This is a genomic window from Malikia granosa (assembly GCF_002980595.1).
Classification (GTDB): domain Bacteria; phylum Pseudomonadota; class Gammaproteobacteria; order Burkholderiales; family Burkholderiaceae_C; genus Malikia; species Malikia granosa.
This window is the reverse complement of record NZ_PVLQ01000027.1, coordinates 248298-266381: the sequence shown is the minus strand read 5'-3', so window position 1 is coordinate 266381 and position 18084 is coordinate 248298. Positions and strand designations below refer to the sequence as shown.

General features: G+C 67.2%; 15 protein-coding genes. 6 read left to right on the top strand and 9 right to left on the bottom strand.

The annotated features are described in order from the left end of the window. Positions 1-40: 40 nt before the first annotated feature. From C6P64_RS08975 to C6P64_RS08950, 6 genes are read right to left on the bottom strand one after another with little or no spacing between them, the layout of a single operon-like run. Positions 41-466 (bottom strand): acyl-CoA thioesterase, encoded by a 426-nt coding sequence (locus C6P64_RS08975; protein ID WP_105748211.1) that lies wholly within the window; start codon positions 464-466, stop codon positions 41-43. 17 nt (positions 467-483) lie between these two features. Further along, entirely contained in the window at positions 484-1248 is a 765-nt protein-coding gene (locus C6P64_RS08970; protein ID WP_105748210.1) for an SDR family NAD(P)-dependent oxidoreductase, read from the bottom strand. 49 nt (positions 1249-1297) lie between these two features. After that, a complete protein-coding gene (locus tag C6P64_RS08965; protein WP_105748209.1) occupies positions 1298-2854 on the bottom strand; it encodes an acyl CoA:acetate/3-ketoacid CoA transferase in 1557 nt (518 codons plus the stop codon). 41 nt (positions 2855-2895) lie between these two features. Then, positions 2896-4146 carry a thiolase family protein gene (locus C6P64_RS08960; RefSeq protein ID WP_105748208.1) on the bottom strand — a complete coding sequence of 417 codons (1251 nt, stop codon included), beginning with the start codon at positions 4144-4146 and terminating at the stop codon, positions 2896-2898. A 13-nt stretch (positions 4147-4159) separates the two neighbouring features. Continuing rightward, positions 4160-6025, bottom strand: a complete 1866-nt coding sequence (locus C6P64_RS08955; RefSeq protein WP_105748207.1) for a feruloyl-CoA synthase — start codon at positions 6023-6025, stop codon at positions 4160-4162. Between the two features lie 37 nt (positions 6026-6062). After that, a complete protein-coding gene (locus tag C6P64_RS08950; protein WP_105748206.1) occupies positions 6063-6857 on the bottom strand; it encodes a crotonase/enoyl-CoA hydratase family protein in 795 nt (264 codons plus the stop codon). Positions 6858-7117: 260 nt separating this feature from the next. On the opposite strand from C6P64_RS08950, the gene C6P64_RS08945 reads away from it, so the two are divergent. From C6P64_RS08945 to C6P64_RS08925, 5 genes are all read left to right on the top strand, one after another. Next, positions 7118-8215 carry a TRAP transporter substrate-binding protein gene (locus tag C6P64_RS08945; protein ID WP_105748205.1) on the top strand — a complete coding sequence of 366 codons (1098 nt, stop codon included), beginning with the start codon at positions 7118-7120 and terminating at the stop codon, positions 8213-8215. A gap of 159 nt (positions 8216-8374) precedes the next feature. Further along, positions 8375-8842: a MarR family winged helix-turn-helix transcriptional regulator gene (locus tag C6P64_RS08940; protein ID WP_105748204.1), complete on the top strand. Its 468-nt coding sequence runs from the start codon at positions 8375-8377 to the stop codon at positions 8840-8842. 19 nt (positions 8843-8861) lie between these two features. Next, positions 8862-10553: an FAD-dependent monooxygenase gene (locus tag C6P64_RS08935; RefSeq protein ID WP_105748203.1), complete on the top strand. Its 1692-nt coding sequence runs from the start codon at positions 8862-8864 to the stop codon at positions 10551-10553. A gap of 14 nt (positions 10554-10567) precedes the next feature. After that, positions 10568-10759 (top strand): DUF2783 domain-containing protein, encoded by a 192-nt coding sequence (locus C6P64_RS08930; RefSeq protein WP_105748202.1) that lies wholly within the window; start codon positions 10568-10570, stop codon positions 10757-10759. 51 nt (positions 10760-10810) lie between these two features. Then, positions 10811-12052, top strand: a complete 1242-nt coding sequence (locus C6P64_RS08925) for a multidrug effflux MFS transporter (protein ID WP_105748201.1) — start codon at positions 10811-10813, stop codon at positions 12050-12052. Positions 12053-12193: 141 nt separating this feature from the next. On the opposite strand, the gene C6P64_RS08920 is transcribed toward C6P64_RS08925, so the two are convergent. The 3 genes from C6P64_RS08920 to C6P64_RS08910 form a co-directional block, all read right to left on the bottom strand. Next, positions 12194-13510 carry a TRAP transporter large permease gene (locus C6P64_RS08920; RefSeq protein ID WP_105748200.1) on the bottom strand — a complete coding sequence of 439 codons (1317 nt, stop codon included), beginning with the start codon at positions 13508-13510 and terminating at the stop codon, positions 12194-12196. Continuing rightward, positions 13507-14028, bottom strand: a complete 522-nt coding sequence (locus C6P64_RS08915) for a TRAP transporter small permease (protein WP_105748199.1) — start codon at positions 14026-14028, stop codon at positions 13507-13509. Before C6P64_RS08915 ends, C6P64_RS08920 begins: the two co-directional genes overlap by 4 nt. A 104-nt stretch (positions 14029-14132) precedes the next feature. Further along, on the bottom strand, positions 14133-15173 hold the full coding sequence (locus C6P64_RS08910; RefSeq protein WP_105748198.1) for a TRAP transporter substrate-binding protein: 1041 nt from the start codon (positions 15171-15173) through the stop codon (positions 14133-14135). Positions 15174-15410: 237 nt separating this feature from the next. Here C6P64_RS08910 and C6P64_RS08905 point away from each other — a divergent pair, with 237 nt between their 5' ends. Further along, positions 15411-18059: a bifunctional acetate--CoA ligase family protein/GNAT family N-acetyltransferase gene (locus C6P64_RS08905; RefSeq protein WP_105748197.1), complete on the top strand. Its 2649-nt coding sequence runs from the start codon at positions 15411-15413 to the stop codon at positions 18057-18059. Positions 18060-18084: the final 25 nt, after the last annotated feature.

Below are 18084 nucleotides of genomic sequence, written 5' to 3'. Positions count from 1 at the left end.
TGGGTATTGTCGTGGTGGTGAAATCTCTTGCCGCGCGAGGTCAGCGGCACAGGTCCTTGATATCCTGCGGGATCGCAATCGCCTTGATCAGGGTCGGGTCTTCGGGCGGGTGGACGACGAAGGCACGCACCTCGGTGCCCTCGCACAGCAGTTCGTCGCCGCGCTTGACCACATGCTTGTGGATGAAGACCTTGTCGCGCCACTCGATCACGCTGGTGTGGACCTGCAGGCGCTCGCCGTAGGTGGCAGGACGGCGGAACCGGGTCTGGATCTCGAGCAAGGGCATGCCGGCGATGCCGCGCGTCTTCCTGAGCTGCTGCAGCGAGGGCAGGCCGCACTGGCGGAAGTAGTTCAGCGACGAGGCGTCCATCCACTTCGAGTAGTTCGGGAAGAACACGATGCCGGCAGGATCGCAATCGCCGAACATCACTTCGACCTCGTAGATGGTGGTGCGGGGCTCGCTCATGTCCTGCCGTCCTGCCTTCAGCGCGGTGCCAGGCGCAGCGCGCCGTCGAGCCGGATGGTCTCGCCGTTGAGGTGGCCGTTGCTCGCGATATGGCAGGCCAGCTCGGCGAACTCGCTCGGCTTACCCAGGCGCGACGGGAAGGGGATGCTGGCCGCCAGCGAGGCCTGCACGGCGTCGGGCAGCGTCTTCATCAGCGGGGTCGAGAACAGGCCCGGGGCGATGGTGCAGACGCGGATGCCGTACTGTGCCAGGTCGCGTGCCATCGGCAGCGTCATGCCGACCACGCCGCCCTTGGACGCGCTGTAGGCCTGCTGGCCGACCTGGCCGTCAAAGGCCGCGACCGAGGCGGTGAACACGATCACGCCGCGCTCGCCGTCTTCCATCGGCTCGGCCTTGGCGCAGGCGGCGGCGAACAGGCGCGCCACGTTGTAGCTGCCGATCAGGTTGACGTTGACCACGCGGGCAAAGTCCTCCAGCGGTGCCGGGCTGCCGTCCTTGGCGATCACGCGCTTGGCGGTGCCGATGCCGGCGATCTGCATCAGGATGCGGGCCGGGCCGTGGGCGGCGGCGGCGGTCTCGATCGCGGCCTGCACGCTGTCGGCATTGGTCACGTCGCACAGCAGCGCGATGCCGCCGATCTCGTCGGCGACGCGGCGCGCGTTGTCGAGGTTGACGTCGAGCACGGCGACCTTGGCGCCCAGGCGCGCGAGTTCGCGCGCGGTGGCCTCGCCGAGGCCGGAGCCGCCGCCGGTCACGAGTGCTGCTTGTCCTTGGATGTTCATGATGGGAATCCTGCTTGATCGGTTGGAAAAATGAGGGAGCTCGCTGGCTTCAGTGCTGGATCGCGCGCGCCAGGCCGCCCCATTGCTCGCTGAAGATGCCCGGGTCCATGGTCTTGAGATCGCGGATGATGGGCTTGAAGGCCATGTGCGCGAGCACGTCGCGCTCGAGGTCGACGCCGGGCGCGATCTCGGTCAGCTCGAGGCCGTCGGCAGTCAGGTGGAACACCGCGCGCTCGGTCACGAACAGCACGTTCTGCTGGCGCAGCGCGGCATCGTGGCCGTTGAAGGTGACCTGCTCGACCTGCTCGATGAATTTCGACATCTTGCCTTCCTGCTCGATCACCAGCTTGCCGTCGCCGACCTTGACCTTGAGGCCGCCGGCGGTGAAGGTGCCGCAGAACACCACCTTGGGCGTCGAGCGCGTGATGTTGATGAAGCCGCCGCAGCCGACCGGGCGGCCGTTGAACTTGCTGACGTTGACGTTGCCGTGGCTGTCGGTCTGCGCCAGGCCCAGGAAGGTCGCGTCGAGTCCGCCGCCGTCGTAGAAGTCGAACTGGAAGCTCTGCTCGATCATCGACTCGGGGTTGTAGGCCATGCCGAAGTCGCCGAGCTGGGCCGGGATGCCGCCGTTGACGCCCGACTCCACGCTCAGGCTCAGCAGATGGGCCACGCCCTCCTCGGCCGCCACGGCGGGAACGCCGGCTGGCACGCCGATGCCCAGGTTGGTCTGCTTGCCCGGGTGCAGCTCGAGCGCGGCGCGGCGCGCGATCACCTTGCGCTCGTCGAGCGCCATCGGCTCGATCGAGCCCAGCGGCACCTTGACCTCGCCGCTGAAGGCCGGGTTGTAGTGGGTCGCGATCGACTGCATGTGGTTCTCGGGCTGGGCCACCACCACATAGTCGACCAGGAAGCCCGGCACCTTGACCGATTTCGGATGCAGGCTGCCGGCCTTGACCACGCGCTCGACCTGGCAGATCACGATGCCACCCCAGCGCTTGACCGCCTGGGCGATCGAGAGCTGCTCGAGCAGCACGCCTTCCTTGTCGAGCGCGATGTTGCCGTTCTCGTCGGCGACGGTGCCGCGGATGATGCCGACGTCGATGCGCGGCGGCGGGTAGAACAGCCACTCCTCGCCCTCGAACTCGACCAGGCGCACCAGGTCCTCGGTGGTGCAGGGGTTCATCTTGCCGCCTTCCTGGCGCGGATCGACGAAGGTGCCCAGGCCAACCTGGGTCAGCAGGCCCGGCGAGCGGTTGGCGGTCTGGCGCGTCAGGTGGGACAGCGAGCCCTGCGGGAAGTTGTAGGCCTCGACCTCGTTGTCGGCGACCATGCGCATCATTTCCTTGCCGGTCTGGCCGAAATGGCCGGCGACCACGCGCTTGATCAGGCCCTGGTGCGCGAAATGCTTCATGCCGGCGTCGTTGGCGTTGCCGATCGCGCCGCAGGCCCAGGTGCTGACCAGGCGCGGATGGCCGGTCTCGAGGAACTGGTTCTCGATGCCCTTGAGCACTTCCTCGGCCAGGCCGGCCATGGCCAGCCCGCCCAGGAAAATGGTGGCGTGGTCCTGGATCAGGGCGCCGGCTTCGTTGGCGGTAATGACTTTCATGCTTGGATTTCCGATTCGATTATGGGAGGGCTTCGGATGGCTCAGGCAGCGTCCGGGTTCTCGATCAGCAGCGCGATGCCCTGGCCGCCGCCGACGCAGGCGCTGGAAATCCCGTAGCGCAGGCCCGAGCGCTTGAGCTCGCGCGCCAGCGTGATCGTCAGGCGTACGCCGGTGCAGGCCAGCGGGTGGCCCAGCGCGATGGCACCACCGTTGACGTTGAGCTTGCTCAGGTCCATGCCCAGCTCGCGGCCGACCGCCAGCGTCTGCGCGCCCTGCGCCTCGTTGATCTCGAAGCGGCCGATGTCGCTCAGCTGCAGGCCGCTGCGCTCGAGCAGCAGGCGGATCGCCGGCGCCGGGCCGATGCCCATGATCTCGGGCGGCACGCCGACCACCGCGGCGGCGACCACGCGCGCCAGCGGCTGCTTGCCGTTGGCCTTGGCATAGGCACCCGAGGTGACGATGCAGGCCGCAGCCGCATCGACCAGCGCCGAGCTGTTGCCGCCGGTCTGCACGCCACCCTCGTAGACCGGGCGCAGCTTGGCCAGCACCTCGGCCGGCGAGATGCGCGGGTGGGTGTCGGTCGCCACCTCGGTGACCTTGCCCTGCAGCTTGATGCCGCGCGGCTTGTAGCCCTCGAGCTCGAACTTCTCGCTCACCACCGGCACGATCTCGCCGGCGTGGAAGCCGCTCTCTTGTGCCGCCACCGCCTTGGCAAACGACTCGCTGGCGAACTGGTCCACGTCCTCGCGGCTGATGTCGTACTTCTTGGCCAGGTTCTCGGCGGTCTGGATCATGTTGATGCCGGCGGCCGGGTCCTTCAGCGCCTCCCACATGTAGTCCTTGAAGCCGACCGGCGCGCCGAGCTTGAAGCCGGTGCGGTGGTCGAAGGCCGCGATCGGATTGCGCGTCATGCTCTCGGTGCCGACCACCAGCGCGGCCTCGCAGGCGCCCGCCTCGATCTGCTCGCCGGCCTGGCGGAACAGCTCGAAGCCGGTGCCGCAGATGCGCTGCGCCATCAGCGCCGGCACCTGCTGCGGCACGCCCGCGTACAGGCCGATGTGGCGCGGCAGGAAGAACTGGTCGAAGTCGCCCGGCGCCATGTTGCCGGTGATGACCGAGCCGATGTCGGCCGCGGGCACGCCGTTGCGCGCCAGCACCTCGCGCGCCACCTTGATGCCGAGATCGGTCGGCGAGATGTGGCCGAGCGAGCCGCAGTAGTCCACCATCGGGGTGCGAACGCCCTCGAGCATCCAGACGTCATTGAAGGCGTTGAAGAATCCCTTGTTTGCCATGATCCAGCTTCTTTCAGATTTGGGGTTTGATGATGTAGTGCAGCTCGTCGGCATGCAGCTTGGTCACGGTATCGGCGCGCAGCCTGAGCACGGCGCGCTGGTTGACCGAGCCCTTGTCGGTGATTTCGCCGCGGTCGATGGTGGGCGGGTCGGCCAGCAGGCACAGGCGCGCGATCCGGTTGGCGCTGCCGGTGGCAGTCTTGGCCAGCTCGTCGACGATCTGCTGGAACTTCTGCAATACCGGTGCGCTGTCGACCACATCGTGCATCGACGCGTCGGCCGGCAGGCCGGACAGCGCGCGCACCGCCTGGGTCGGGAACACCATGGCGCCGACCTCCTTGAGGTTCAGGCCGGTGATGACCACGTCCTGGATATAGGGGGCGCCGGCGGCGACGATCTTGTTGCGCAGCGGACCCACGCTGACGAAGGTGCCGGTCGAGAGCTTGAAGTCCTCGGCAATGCGGCCGTCGAACTTCAGTCCGAGGTGGATGTCGGTCTCGTCGATCCACTTGACCGCGTCGCCCGACTTGAAATAGCCCTCCTCGTCGAAGGCCTCGGCGGTCTCGACCGGAGCCCGCCAGTAGCCCGGCGTGATGTTGGGGCCCTTGTAGCGGATCTCGGTCTTGTCGCCGATCTCGACCAGCTTGACCGCCATGCCCGGCGTCGGCACGCCCAGGTCGCCGGCCTTGACCTCGGGCGAGGTGACATAGAGGCCGAAGGGGCCGGACTCGGTCATGCCAAGGCCAGTGCTCATGACGATGCGCTCGCCGATCTCCTGCTCCTCGCTCTCGTACAGGCTGTCCCAGATCGGCTGCGCCAGCGAGGCCGCGGCATAGAAGAACATCTTGACGCGCGACAGCAGGGTCTTGCGCAGCACCGGATCGGTCTTCATCGCGTCGGCGATCGCCTCGAAGCCGGTCGGCACGTTGAAGTAGACGGTGGGCGCGATCTCGCGCAGGTTGCGCAGCGTCTCGTGGACCAGCGCCGGGGTCGGCTTGCCGTCGTCGATGTAGAGCGTGCCGCCGTTGTAGAGCACCATGCCGACGTTGTGGTTGCCGCCGAAGGTGTGGTTCCACGGCAGCCAGTCGACCAGCACCAGGGGCCCTTGCGTGAGCACCGGCATCGACTGCGACATCTGCTGCTGGTTGGCGCACCACATGCGCTGGGTGTTGATCACCGCCTTGGGCAGCTTGGTCGAGCCGCTGGTGAACATGAACTTGACGATGGTGTCCGGGCCGGTGGCGGCGATCGCGGCGTCGACCGCCGGCGTCTCGGCCGTGGCGCACAGGGCGTCGAAGCCCGTGCTCTTGAGCCCGGCCAGCTCGCCCTCGACCAGCACCACTTCCATGTCGGGGGTGGCGACCGCCTGCAGCGCCTTGCCGTAGCGCGCGGCATCGCTGGCGAACAGCATGCCGGGCGTCACGGTGTTGACCACATGGCGCAGCTTGTCGTAGTCGGTGCTGATCAACGAGTAGGCCGGCGAGGTCTGGACATAGGGCACGCCGGCGATCATGCAGCCGAGCGAGAGCAAGCCATGCTCGAGGCTGTTCTCGGACAGGATCACGACCGGACGCTCGACGCTCAGGCCGCGGTCCAGGATGGACTGCGCGATGCGACGCGCCGTGGCCCAGACCTCGGCATAGCTCAGATGGCGCCAGTCACCCAGACTGCCGTCGGCCTGCTTGACGCGGCGCGCCATGAAGGTGCGCTGCGGCACGGTCTCGGCCCAGTGCTGCAGACGGTCGGTCATGCGCTCGGGATAGGGCAGCAGCGGCTGGTCGGCCTGCAGGTAATGCGTGCCGGGCGCGCCGTCGCGCAGCTTGACCCGGGTCACGCCGAAGATGAGCGGGCGGTACTTGGGGGACTGGTCGAAACTCATGGTCTTGATCTCCTCTGCTCTGGGTCTAGCGGGCCGTTCAGGCCTTCTGCACCTTGGCGGCCTTACCTTCCAGGAAGGCACGCACGCGCGCCTTGGCCTCGGGGGCCGACTGGGCGATCGAGGAGATCAACGCCTCGGTGAACAGGCCGTGGTCGGCCGGCTGCTCGGCGATACGCGGCAGCGCATGCATCAGCGCGTAGTTGGTCAGCGGGGCATTGGTGGCGATGCGGGTCGCCAGCTCGAGCGCCTTGTCGAGCGAGCTGCCGGTCGGCACCAGGTACTGCGCCAGGCCGATGCGCTCGCCGCTGACGGCGTCATGGACGCGGCCGGTCAGCATCATGTCGGTCATGCGGGCGACGCCGATCAGCTTGGGGATGCGCACCGAGCCGCCGCCACCGACGAAGATGCCGCGCGTGCCCTCGGGCAGGGCAAAGAAGGTCGACTCGTCGGCGACGCGGATATGGCAGGCGCTGGCCAGCTCCAGGCCACCGCCGACCACGGCGCCATGCAGCGCCGCGACCACCGGAACCGTGCCTTTCTCGATGCACTCGAGCGCGCTGTGCCACAGGCGGGAATGGTGCACGCCTTCGCCGGCATCGCGCTCCTGCAGCTCGGACAGGTCAAGGCCGGCGCAGAAATGCTCGCCTTCGCCATGGATGACGGCGGCGCGCGCCTCCTTGGGCAGGTTCTGGAACAGGTCGCGCAGGGCCAGGATCAGGCCGTCGTTGAGCGCATTGCGCTTGCTCGGACGGCACAGGCGGATCAGGGCGACGCTGCCGCGCATTTCCAGTTGCACGGGGGCTTGAACGGAAGGGGTGGACGAAGGGCTCATGATCGACTCGGCGGTAAGTTGAAGAACTGACTATAAGTTATGTTTGATAACTTTATATTCTCACGTCTTGAACAGGTTTTTGATTGGGGTAAACCCTCTAAATCCAATATTTCTGCAGTTCTGCTGGCTTTTCTAGGCATAAATACCCGAACCAGGCTAGAACTCGCCCTCATAAGGGAAAACCCCAGTCTTGCCAGCTTGGCGACTGGCGCAGAATAACGATATCAAAAATAATCTTTAACAGACCCAAAGGTGACTCCATGATCTCCCTCTCCAGCCAGCAGTCCACGTCCGCCACGACCCCGGTCTGGCGTCAGGCCTCGAGCCAGATGCTGGCCGCCCTGACCGTGGCGCTGCCGGCCCTGTTCGGCGCCGCAGCCGCCCAGGCCCAGACCGTCACGATCAAGTACTCGCATTTCCTGCCGGCGAACTCGGGCTTCAACCAGAAGGTGGCCCTGCCCTGGTGCGCCGCGATCGAGAAGGACTCGGGCGGCAAGATGAAGTGCCAGCTCTATCCCTCACTGGCGCTCGGCGGCACGCCGGCCCAGCTGGCCGACCAGGTCAAGAACGGCGTCGCCGACGTGGTCTGGACCTCGCCGAGCTATTCGACCGGTCGCTTCCCGCGCACCGAGGCGCTCGAGCTGCCCTTCACCATGCCGGGCGACGGCCTGATGGCCTCCAAGGCGATGTGGGACTATGTCCAGCAGCATGCGATGGCCGACTACAAGGACTTCAAGCTGCTGGCCATCCACAGCGGTGGCAACAGCGTCATCAGCACCGCCAGCAAGCCAATCATGTCAGCCGAGGACCTCAAGGGCCTGAAGCTGCGCAGCCCGTCGCGCTTCGCGGCGCTGTTCCTGTCGGCGATCGGCAGCACCCCGGTCAACATGCCGCTGGCCCAGGTCACCGAAGGCATCTCCAAGGGCGTGATCGACGGCGCCATGATCCCGTGGGAAGTGCTGCCGGCGATCAAGGTCGACGAGGTCACCAAGTACCACATGGAAGGCATGCCGAGCCAGCCCGGCTTCATCCAGACGCCGATGGCGATCATGATGAACAAGGCCAAGTACGACAGCCTGGCACCTGAGCTCAAGGCGGTGATCGACAAGCACAGCGGCCCGGCCCTGGTCGAGCTGACCGGCAAGGCCTGGGACGAAGGCATCGCCGACACGCGCAAGAAGCTCGCCGCCCAGGGCAACAAGACCCTGGTGATCAAGGACGCCGAGTACAACGCGATGAAGAAGACCACCGCTTCGGTCGAGGCCGACTGGATCAAGCAGGCCACGGCACGCGGCCTCGACGGCAAGCAGCTGGCTGCCGCCGTGCACAGCATCGGCCAGAAATACCTGACCAAGTAATGCAGCCTGCGCGGGGCCTGGCCCCGCGCGACTTGCCAGCCGCGACCGCCAGCCGGTCGGGCCCCGTCTCCTGCCGGCCCGATCCGGCATTAGGGAAAGCACTTAGTTGTGTGCGCAACCAACCAAACTAGAATCTGCCGCTAGACAGGATTCCTCCCCATGACGCGCCCACATCAAGACACCAGCCCGGCGACCGCACCCTCGCTCGAGCGCTCGCTGACCTACCGGCTGCACCTGCTGCACAAGCTGACCGACCATGACAGCCAGCACGCCTACCCGCGGGAGGCCGGGCTGTCGCTCAGCGACGGCCGCTGCCTGGCCACCATCGGCAGCTTCGAGCCGCTGTCGGTCAAGGACCTGGCGCAACGGGCCAACCTGAACAAGGGCCAGGCCAGCCGCGCTGCCCAGGCCCTGGTCGACCTCGGCCTGGTGCACAAGCAAGACGACAGCAGCGACGCCCGCGGCGTGGTGCTGACGCTGACCGAGAACGGACGCGCCGCCTTCGAACGCACCATGGCCCTGATCAACAAGCGCAACCAGGAAATCTTCGGCTGCCTCGACGCCGACGAGCAAGCCACCCTGAGCGCCCTGTTCGACCGCCTGATCCAGCATTCCCTTCGATCCTGAACCTCACCGGAGACAGACCATGCACCAACCGACCAGCGAAGCCCGTCCTTCCATCTATTACCAGTACCAGGTGTTCCAGCCCTGGCTGCCCTCACAGCATCCGGCGCAGCAGCGCCAGCAGGTGGTGATCGTCGGCTCCGGCCCCTCGGGCATGGTCACGGCGCTCGAGCTGGCGCGCCACGGCGTGGCCAGCGTGGTGCTGAGCGCCGAGCTGCAGTTCTCGCAGGGCAGCCGCGCGATCTGCTTCACGCGCCGCTCGATGGAGATCCTGCAGCAAGTCGGCGTGGCCGACCGCATGACCGAGGGCGGCCTGCCCTGGCGCTTCGGCAACTCCTTCTACCGCGGCCAGCGCGTGTTCCGCATGGAAGCGCCGCATGATCCGGATGACCGCTTCTTCCCCATCATCAACGTGCAGCAGCAGTACATGGAGGAATACCTCTATGACGCCTGCAAGGCCAATCCGCTGATCGACTTCCGCTGGGGCAACAAGGTGGTCCAGGTCGAGCAGCAGGACGGCTACGCCCGCGTCACCGTCGACACGCCCGAGGGCGAGTACCGGCTCGAGAGCGACTGGGTGGTCGCCGCCGACGGCGGTCGCTCGCCGATCCGCACCGCGATGGACCTGCAGATGGAAGGCGCCTCCTACGAGGGCTTCTTCGTCATCGCCGACATCAAGATCGACCTGCCGCTGCCGACCGAGCGCCTGGCCTACTTCGATCCGGAGTGGAACCCGGGCAACACCATCCTGATGCACCGCGAGCCCAACGGCATCTGGCGCGTCGACTACCAGCTGCCCGAAGGCGAGACGCCCGAGCAGGCGCTGCGCCCCGAGTCGCTGAAACAGCGCATCGACGCCCAGCTGGAGATGATCGGCTTTGGCGGCACGCCCTGGGAGATGGACTGGAGCTCGGTCTACTCGGCGCGCACCCTGACCCTGCCCGACTATGTGCATGGCAGCGTGATCTTCACCGGCGACGCGGCCCACCTGCTGCCGATCTTCGGCGTGCGTGGCGCCAACACCGCGTTCCAGGACGCGCAGTCGCTGGGCTGGCAGCTGGCCCATGTGGTCAAGGGCCTGGGCAGCCAGCAGCTGCTGGCCAACTACAGCGCCGAGCGCGTCGGCGCCGCGCGCGAGATCATCGCCGAGGCCGGCAAAAGCACCCGCTTCATGACGCCGCCGGCCGGCGGCTTCCAGCTGCTGCGCGACGCCGTGCTGTCGCTGTCGCTGACGCAGGAATTCGTGCGCCCGCTCTACCACTGGCGCACCTCGCGTCCGCACGAGTACAGCCACTCGATGCTCAACAGCCGCGGCGACGACAACGCCCTGTTCACTGCCGGCCCGGCGCATGGCGCGCCGCCGCAGAACATCCGCCTGGCGGCCAACGACTTCCTGCTCGACCACCTGGGCGGCGGCTTCGACCTGCTCTACTTCACCGAAGCCGAGTCGATCCCGGCTGCGCTGCAGGCCGCAATCGATGCGGCCCGCGCCAAGGGCATCGCGCTGCGCGTGACTGCCGTCGGCGCGGCCCAGCCGGTGGCCGGTGCCGACCAGACCTTCGCCGATGCCGACGGCCATTTCCGCGCCCGCTACGGCGTGCGCGCCAGCGGTGCGGCCTATCTGCTGCGCCCCGACCAGCATGTCTGCGCGCGCTGGCTCACGCTCGACGCGGTGCGCCTGCAAGCCGCCCTCAACGCCGCCCTGCCCCAGTAAACGGAGAACCAACCATGACTGCACCAAAAGCCCTCACGATCGACGGCCTGGAAACCGTCTACGACGCCCTGGCCAGCGCCATCGACCAGGCCGGCAAGGACAAGACCGAACTGTTCCTGGTCAAGCTCGCGCTGCTCAACGCCAATGCGCTGGGCGACGCCGAGCTGTTCCAGCAGCAGCTGCAGGCCGCCTTGCTCGACCTGTAAGCGGGCACCGACCATGACCACAAGCCGCCAGCCCGCAGGCATGCCGCCCGGATGCACCGACCTGAATCCAGCACGGGCGCGCTGACGATGCAGCAGCCCCGCACAGCCCGCGGCAGCCAGGGGCTGCTGGTCGCCGTCCTGCTGGCGCAGATCACCTTCGGCCTGCTGACGATGACGCTGCACCTGCCTTCGATGCAGGACTGGACGCAGCAGTTCGGCGCCGAGCTGAGCAGCGTCCAACTGACCTTCAGCGGCTATGCGATCGCCTTCGGGTCGCTGCAGCTGCTCTACGGCCCGCTGTCCGACCGCTACGGCCGCCGGACCATCCTCTACGGCGGCCTGCTGCTGAGCCTGGCCGGATCGCTGCTGGGAATGGCAGCGGCCAGCCTGCCGGTGCTGATCACCGCGCGCGTGCTGCAGGGCGCGGGCACCGCGGCCGGCATGGTCGTGGGCCGGGCGCTGGTGCAGGACCTGTTCCAGGGCCCCGCGCGCACCCGGATGATGGCTTATATCGGCATGGTCATGGGCCTGTGCCCGACGCTGTCGGTGCTGATCGGCGGCCAGCTGCATGTCCGGCTGGGCTGGCAGGCCAATTTCGTCCTGGTCGCGCTGCTGGCGCTGCTGCTGATGCTGGCCACCTGGCGCTTGCTGCCGGCGCAGGCGCCCAGCTCCCGATCCAGCCAGCATTGGCTGCGCGCGATGCTCGAGGCCTATGGCCAGCTGGCGCGCGAGCGCCGCTTCCTGCTCTATGTCGCGATCCTGGCGCTGACCTACGCGACCTTCTACGCCTACCTGGGCGGCTCCGGCATCGTGCTGGGCAGCTATGGCGTCGGCCCGGAGGACGTCGGCTGGTACATGCTGTTCATGTCGCTGTCTTACTTCGTCGGCAACTTCGGCACCAGCCGGCTGATCCATCGCGTCGGCGAGCGCGCCCTGATGGGGGCCGGCCAGCTGCTGAGCCTGTCGGGCATCGGGCTGATGCTGGTGCTGGGCCTGTCCGGCTGGCCCAGCCCGCTGGCCTTCGCACTGCCGCTGGTGCTGCTCGGCATCGGCCATGGCTTCCTGATGCCGCCCGCGCTGGCCGGCACCGTCGGCGCGATACCGCTGCTGGCGGGCTCGGCGGCGGCGGTCGCCGGCCTGATGCAACAGCTCATGGGCGCGCTGGGCGGCTACAGCGTGGGCCTGGTTTCGCACCACGGCAGCGCCAACCTGGCGGCGCTGATGCTGCTCTTCACGACCGGCTCGGTGGTGGCCCAGGTCGCGCTGCACTGGAACAGCAGGCGCCAGTCCTGAATCGACTTTGCGCCAGGGCTTCGTCTGCGGATGTCGCATGGCCGACAGCCCAATGCAGAGAAAAATGCAAGGAGGCCTGTGAAGGGCCTCGCTGGCGACTGGAGGAATCCGGGGCAGGCCACAGGCCCGCCCCGGAGGCAGTCAGAACTTGAGCGCGACCAGCGTGATGACGGGGAAGAACACCAGCGCGACGATGCGCAGCAGGTCCGACGCCAGGAAGGCCATCACGTAGGCGAAGATCTCCTTCATCGGCACGCCCTTGGTCATGCTGCTGATGATGAACACGTTCATGCCCACCGGCGGCGTGATCAGGCCGATCTCGACCACCATCAGCACGATGATGCCGAACCAGATCGCCTTGGCCTCGGGATCCAGGCCGAACAGGTCGATGCCCATGATGATGGGGAAGAAGATCGGGATCGTCAGCAGGATCATCGACAGGCTGTCCATCACGCAACCCAGCACCAGGTAGATGGCGATGATGGTGAACAGCACCGCAATCGGCGCCATGTCGAGGCCGATCACCCAGGCGGCGAGCTCGGTGTTGAGTCGGGTCAGCACCAGGAACACGTTGAGCACGTCGGCGCCGATCAGGATCATGAAGATCATGCCGGTCGAGGCAGCCGCGCCGTAGATGCACTCCATGAAGCCCTTGCCGCGCAGGCCGCCCGAGGTCAGGGCGACGATGGCGGTGGCCACGGTACCGATGGAAGCCGCTTCGGTCGGGGTGAACAAGCCGCCATAGATGCCGCCGATCACGACCGCGAAGATCAGCATCACCGGCCAGGTCTCGAGCACGGCCTTGAGGCGCTGGCCCCAGCTGAAGCGGTCGCCGGCAGGCGCCTCGTCGGGCTTGCGGCGCGCAATGATGCTGATGACGACCATGTAGCCGATCATCGCGACGATGCCCGGAATGAAGGCGGCCATGAACAGCTTGGCAATGTTCTGCTCGGTCAGGATGGCGTAGATCACCAGCGGCACCGAAGGCGGGATCAGGATGCCGAGCGTGCCACCGGCAGCGATCACCGCAGCGGCGAAACGCTGCGAGTAGCCGTGCTTGGTCATCTCGGGCAACGCAACCTGGCCCATGGTGGCGGCAGTCGCGAGCGAGGAACCGCAGATGGCGCCAAAGCCGGCGCAGGATGTCACGGCCGCCATCGCCATGCCGCCCTTCCAGTGTCCGATGAAGGCGTTGCCGGCCTTGAACAGCGCGCGCGACAGGCCGCCGTGGGTAGCGAACTGGCCCATCAGCAGGAACAGCGGCACGACCGACAGGTCATAGTTGGAGAAGCGCGCGTAGGCACCGCTCTTGAAGTAGTTCAGCAGCGGCTCCCAGCCGCCCACGATGCCATAGCCGAGCGAGCCGGCCAGCATCATCGCCATGCCGATGTGGACCCGCAGTGCCAGCAGCACCAGCAGGAACACGAACATCAGCGCGCCCCATTCAATACCAGTCATGATTTGATCTTCTTCAGGTTTTCAAGGATGCCGTACAAGGTGGCGACGGCCAGCAGGGCAAAGGACAGCACCATCGGCCAGTAGGCCCACCAGGTCTGGATCTCGAGCATCATGGAGGCGTCGCCGTTGTCCTTGAGCTCGAGCAGGCCGACATAGAGGCGCCAGGCAATCAGGCCGGAGAAGCAGGCCATGATCAGGCGCGCGATGGCGTCGAGCAGGGCATTGAGCCTGGCTGGCGCGTTGTTGGTGAAGAAGTCGACGATCACGTTGCCGTTGACCCATTGCGCGTAGGGCAGGCCCATGCTGACGGCCAGCGCGCAGAGGAACTGCACGATCTCGAAGTCGCCCAGCAAGGCGGCATCGAAGAAGGTACGGCCGACGATCGACCAGAGCGACATCACGGCCATCGCCAGCAGCGACAAGCCGGAGCCAAGCGCAAACAGCTTGCAGAGGGCGTCGAGGACCAGACCGAAGCCGCGGTGACGCGGCCCGCTGTCCGACAGTAGGAGTTCAGCCAAGGGAGTTTCCTTTTCTTCTGGTTTTCAATTCCCCACTGGTTGACATTGCAAGCGTGGGGACGAAAAAAAGCCCCCCGACCTCGAAGGAGACGGGAGGCCAGGACTTACTTGGTGTACTGCTTGATCAGCGCAGTGGCGTCGTTGAGCATGGCCTGGCCGTTGAGGCCGCGCTTGTCCATGTCCTTGACCCAGGCGTCGTCCTGCTCGGAAGTCTTTTCCTTCCAGCGCTGCAGCTCGGCAGCCGGGATCAAGCTGATCTTGTAGTTGGGCTGCTGGGTGAAGGCCTTGCGGCCCGGAATGTCGTCGGCGGCTTGCTGGCGACCCAGGGTGGCCGAGAGCTCGCGGCCCGAGTTCTTGTCGATCACGGCCTTGAGGTCGGCCGGCAGCGATTCGTACTTGGCCTTGTTCATCGGCAGCACGAACACGGTGGTGTAGACGGACGGGAAGCTCGGATCGGTCTCGGCGGCGTAGCCGGTCAGCTCATGCACCTTCAGGCTGGGAGCAACCTGGTAGGGAATCACGGCGCCGTCGATCACGCCCTTGGACAGCGCCTCGGGCACCTGCGGCACTGGCATGCCGACCGGGGTCGCGCCCATGGCGGCCAGCATGCGGCCAACGTTGGCGGTCGGGTTGCGCAGCTTCATGCCCTTGAAGTCTTCCAGCTTGGTGATCGGCTTGCTCTTGGTGAAGAAGACGCCGGGGCCGTGCACGTGGATGGCCAGCAGCTTGACGTCCTTGTACTCGTCCAGGGCATATTTCTGCACGAAGTCCCAGGCCGCGCGGCTGGTGGCTTCGGCATTGGTCATCATGAAGGGCAGCTCGAACACCTGCGAGCGGACGAAGCGGCCGGTGGTGTAGCCCGGCGCCGTCCAGACCACGTCGGCCACGCCGTCACGGGCCTGGTCGAACAGCTGCGCGGGAGTGCCGCCAAGCTGCATGGCCGGGAAGATCTGGCACTGCAGGCGACCCTTGGAATCCTTCTCGATGCTCTTGCACCAGTCGGCCAGCATGGTGGTGTGCTGGACCGTCTGCGGCCCCAGGAAATGATGGACCTTGATGGTGATGGGCTGATTCTGCGCCTGGGCTGCGAATGCGGAGCAAGCCAGGCCTGCGGCCAGCACGACAGTCTTAAGAATATGATTCACAGGGTTTACCTCAAGAGTGAAAGAAAGTATCGCGACTGTACTTTTGATACAGATCAAGGAAGATCAGGGTTTGCCCTCGCATAGGCCCTAGGATTTACCCTAAATATGGTTAAATTGATACAGCAAAAGTATCACTGCAGACTCAAAAGGTATGGCATCCGGCCTTGGCCCGGTCAGGCCACCGAGACGGGCCCTGCAAGTGATATCGTGAAATGCTGAAGACCCTGAGCTGCGACCATGTCGAACCACCACTACCTCAAGCCGCTGCTTGAACCACTTAGCCTGGCCATCATCGGTGCCTCCGACAAGCCCGATGCGATCGGCCATGTGATCCTGCGCAACGTGATCGCTGGCGGCTACAAGGGCAAGGTCTGGGCGGTCAACCCCAGGCACGACGAGGTGCTGGGCCAGCCCTGCGTCGCCTCGGTCGAGCAGATCGGCGCGCGCGTCGACCTGGCCATCGTGACGACGCCGCCGCGCACCATGCCGCTGATCATCGAGCAATGTGCCCAGGCCGGCATCCGGCACCTGGTCATCGTGACCAGCCCGGCGACCGTCGGCCAGACGGCGCTCGACAAGCGCATCGCCGACGCGGGGCGGCACTGGGGCGTGCGCATCCTGGGCCCGAAGTCGCTCGGCATCGTGCGGCCCAGGCTGGCGCTGAACGCGACCTTCACCGACACCGCGCCACTGTCGGGCGACCTCGGCCTGGTCGCGCAGTCAGGCGCGATGTGCGCCGCGGTGCTCGACTGGGCCACGCTGAACCGGATCGGCGTTTCGTCGGTGGTGTCGCTGGGCAATGCGCTCGACATCGACTTCGGCGAGATCCTCGACTTCATGGTCCATGACGAGCGCACGCGCTACATCCTGCTGCATGTCGAGCGGGTGCGCGACGCGCGCCGCTTCGTCAGCGCGCTGCGCTCGGCCGCGCGCAGCAAGCCGGTGATCCTGTTCAAGTCGAGCGAGCTCGACGCCCAGGCCGGCGATGCGGCGTCGGACGCGGTGTTCGACGCCGCGGTGCGCCGCGCCGGCGTGGTGCGCGTGCGCGGCATCAACCAGCTGTTCCATGCCGCCAAGGCGCTGGCGACCGGATTCCGCCCGCGCGGCGGCCGGCTGGGAATCGTCAGCAACGGCACCGGTCCGGCGGCGATGGCGGTGGACAAGGCGCGCGCGCTCGGCGTGCCCCTGGCGCTGCTGTCGGAGGCGACCGTCGCCACGCTCAGGGCCTTCCTGCCACGCGACTGGAACGGCACCAATCCGGTCGACCTGGGCGGCGACGCGACGCCCGAACGCTACCTGCAGGCAATCGCCGCGCTGCGCAACGACCCCTCGGTCGGCGCGCTGCTGGTGGTGCTGTCGCCGCTGGCCATGGTGCAGCCCGAGCGCGTCGCCGCCGGCATCGCCGAGCAAGCCGGCAGCAGCCGCGTGCCGATCTGCTGCTGCTTCATGGGCGGCGCCCAGGTGGCCGCGGCGCGCCAGCGGCTGGAGCAAGCCGGGGTGCCGGTGTTCGGCACGCCAGAGACCGCGGTCGAGCTGTTCAGCGACATCGCGGGCTACTACGACAACCAGAACCTGCTGCTGCAGGCGCCGGGTCCGGACCAGGACTACGAGCGCGCCGGCAGCGGCAACGCGCGCGTGCTGGCCGACCAGCTGCTGGCCGAGCAGCGGCGCGTGCCTTCGGCGCTCGAGACGCGCGCGCTGCTGCGCAGCTTCGGCATCGAGGTGCCGCCGGTGGCGATCGCGCGCTCGACCAGCGAGGCGATCTTCATGGCCGAGCAGCTCGGGCTGCCAGTCGACATCCGGCTCGAGGGCCAGGACCTGGCCGCCGATGCCTCGCTGGCGCGCGTCAACCTGAGCAGCCTGGAGTCGGTGCGGCTGGCCTACCAGGACCTCATCGAGGCCGCGCGCGCGTCCCAGCCCGGCGGCCATGTCGGCGGGGTCGCGCTCGAGCGCCACCGCGAACAGCCGCACGCGCGCAAGCTCAGCGTCGGCGTGCTGCGCGATGCGGTGTTCGGGCCGGTGATCGCCTTTGGCGCTGGCGGCGATCCGATGGACGTGTTCCAGGACCGCGCGCTGGCCTTGCCGCCACTCAACCGCTTCCTGGCGCAGCGTCTGATCGAGTCGACGCGGGTCGCGCGCACGCTCGACGCCTTCCGCCAGCTGCCGCCGGTGAACCGGCAGGCGCTCGAGAACACGCTGCTCGCGGTGTCGAACCTGGCCTGCGAGCTGCCCTGGCTGCGCGAGCTGTCGATCGACCTGCTGGCCGACGAGGATGGCGCGACCGCAGTGGGCGCGCGCCTCGCGATGGACCCGGCGCTCGGCGCGGGCAAGGCGCGCTATGCGCACCTGGCGATCCACCCCTACCCGTCCCACCTGACGCAGGAATGGCCGATGCGCGAGGGCCGCCGGGTCACGGTGCGTGCCGTGAAACCGGAGGACGCGGCGCTGCTGCTGGGCTTCTTCCAGCGCATGTCGCCCGCGACGCGCTACTACCGCTTCATGGAGCGGATCGACGAGATGCCGCCGGGACTGGTGGCGCGCTTCACCCAGGTCGACTACGACCGCGAGATGGCGCTGGTCGCGCTGACCGAGGAGGACGGCGTGACGCAGCAGATCGGCGCGGCGCGCTACACCCTGACCGCCGACGGCGAATCGGTCGAGTTCGCGCTGGTGGTCGACGACCGCTGGCAGCGCAGCGGGCTGGGCCGGCGCCTGATGGGCGCGCTGATGGACTGCGCGCGCGACAAGTCCTACCGCTACATGGTCGGCGACGTGCTGGCGGACAACGAGAAGATGCTGCGCCTGATGGCCAGCCTGGGCTTCTCGGTGCTGCCGCACCCGGACGGCGCCGACCTGAAGCGGGTGCTCAAGCCGCTGCAGGCCTGAGCGGCTCGCCGGTGCTGTGGCACCG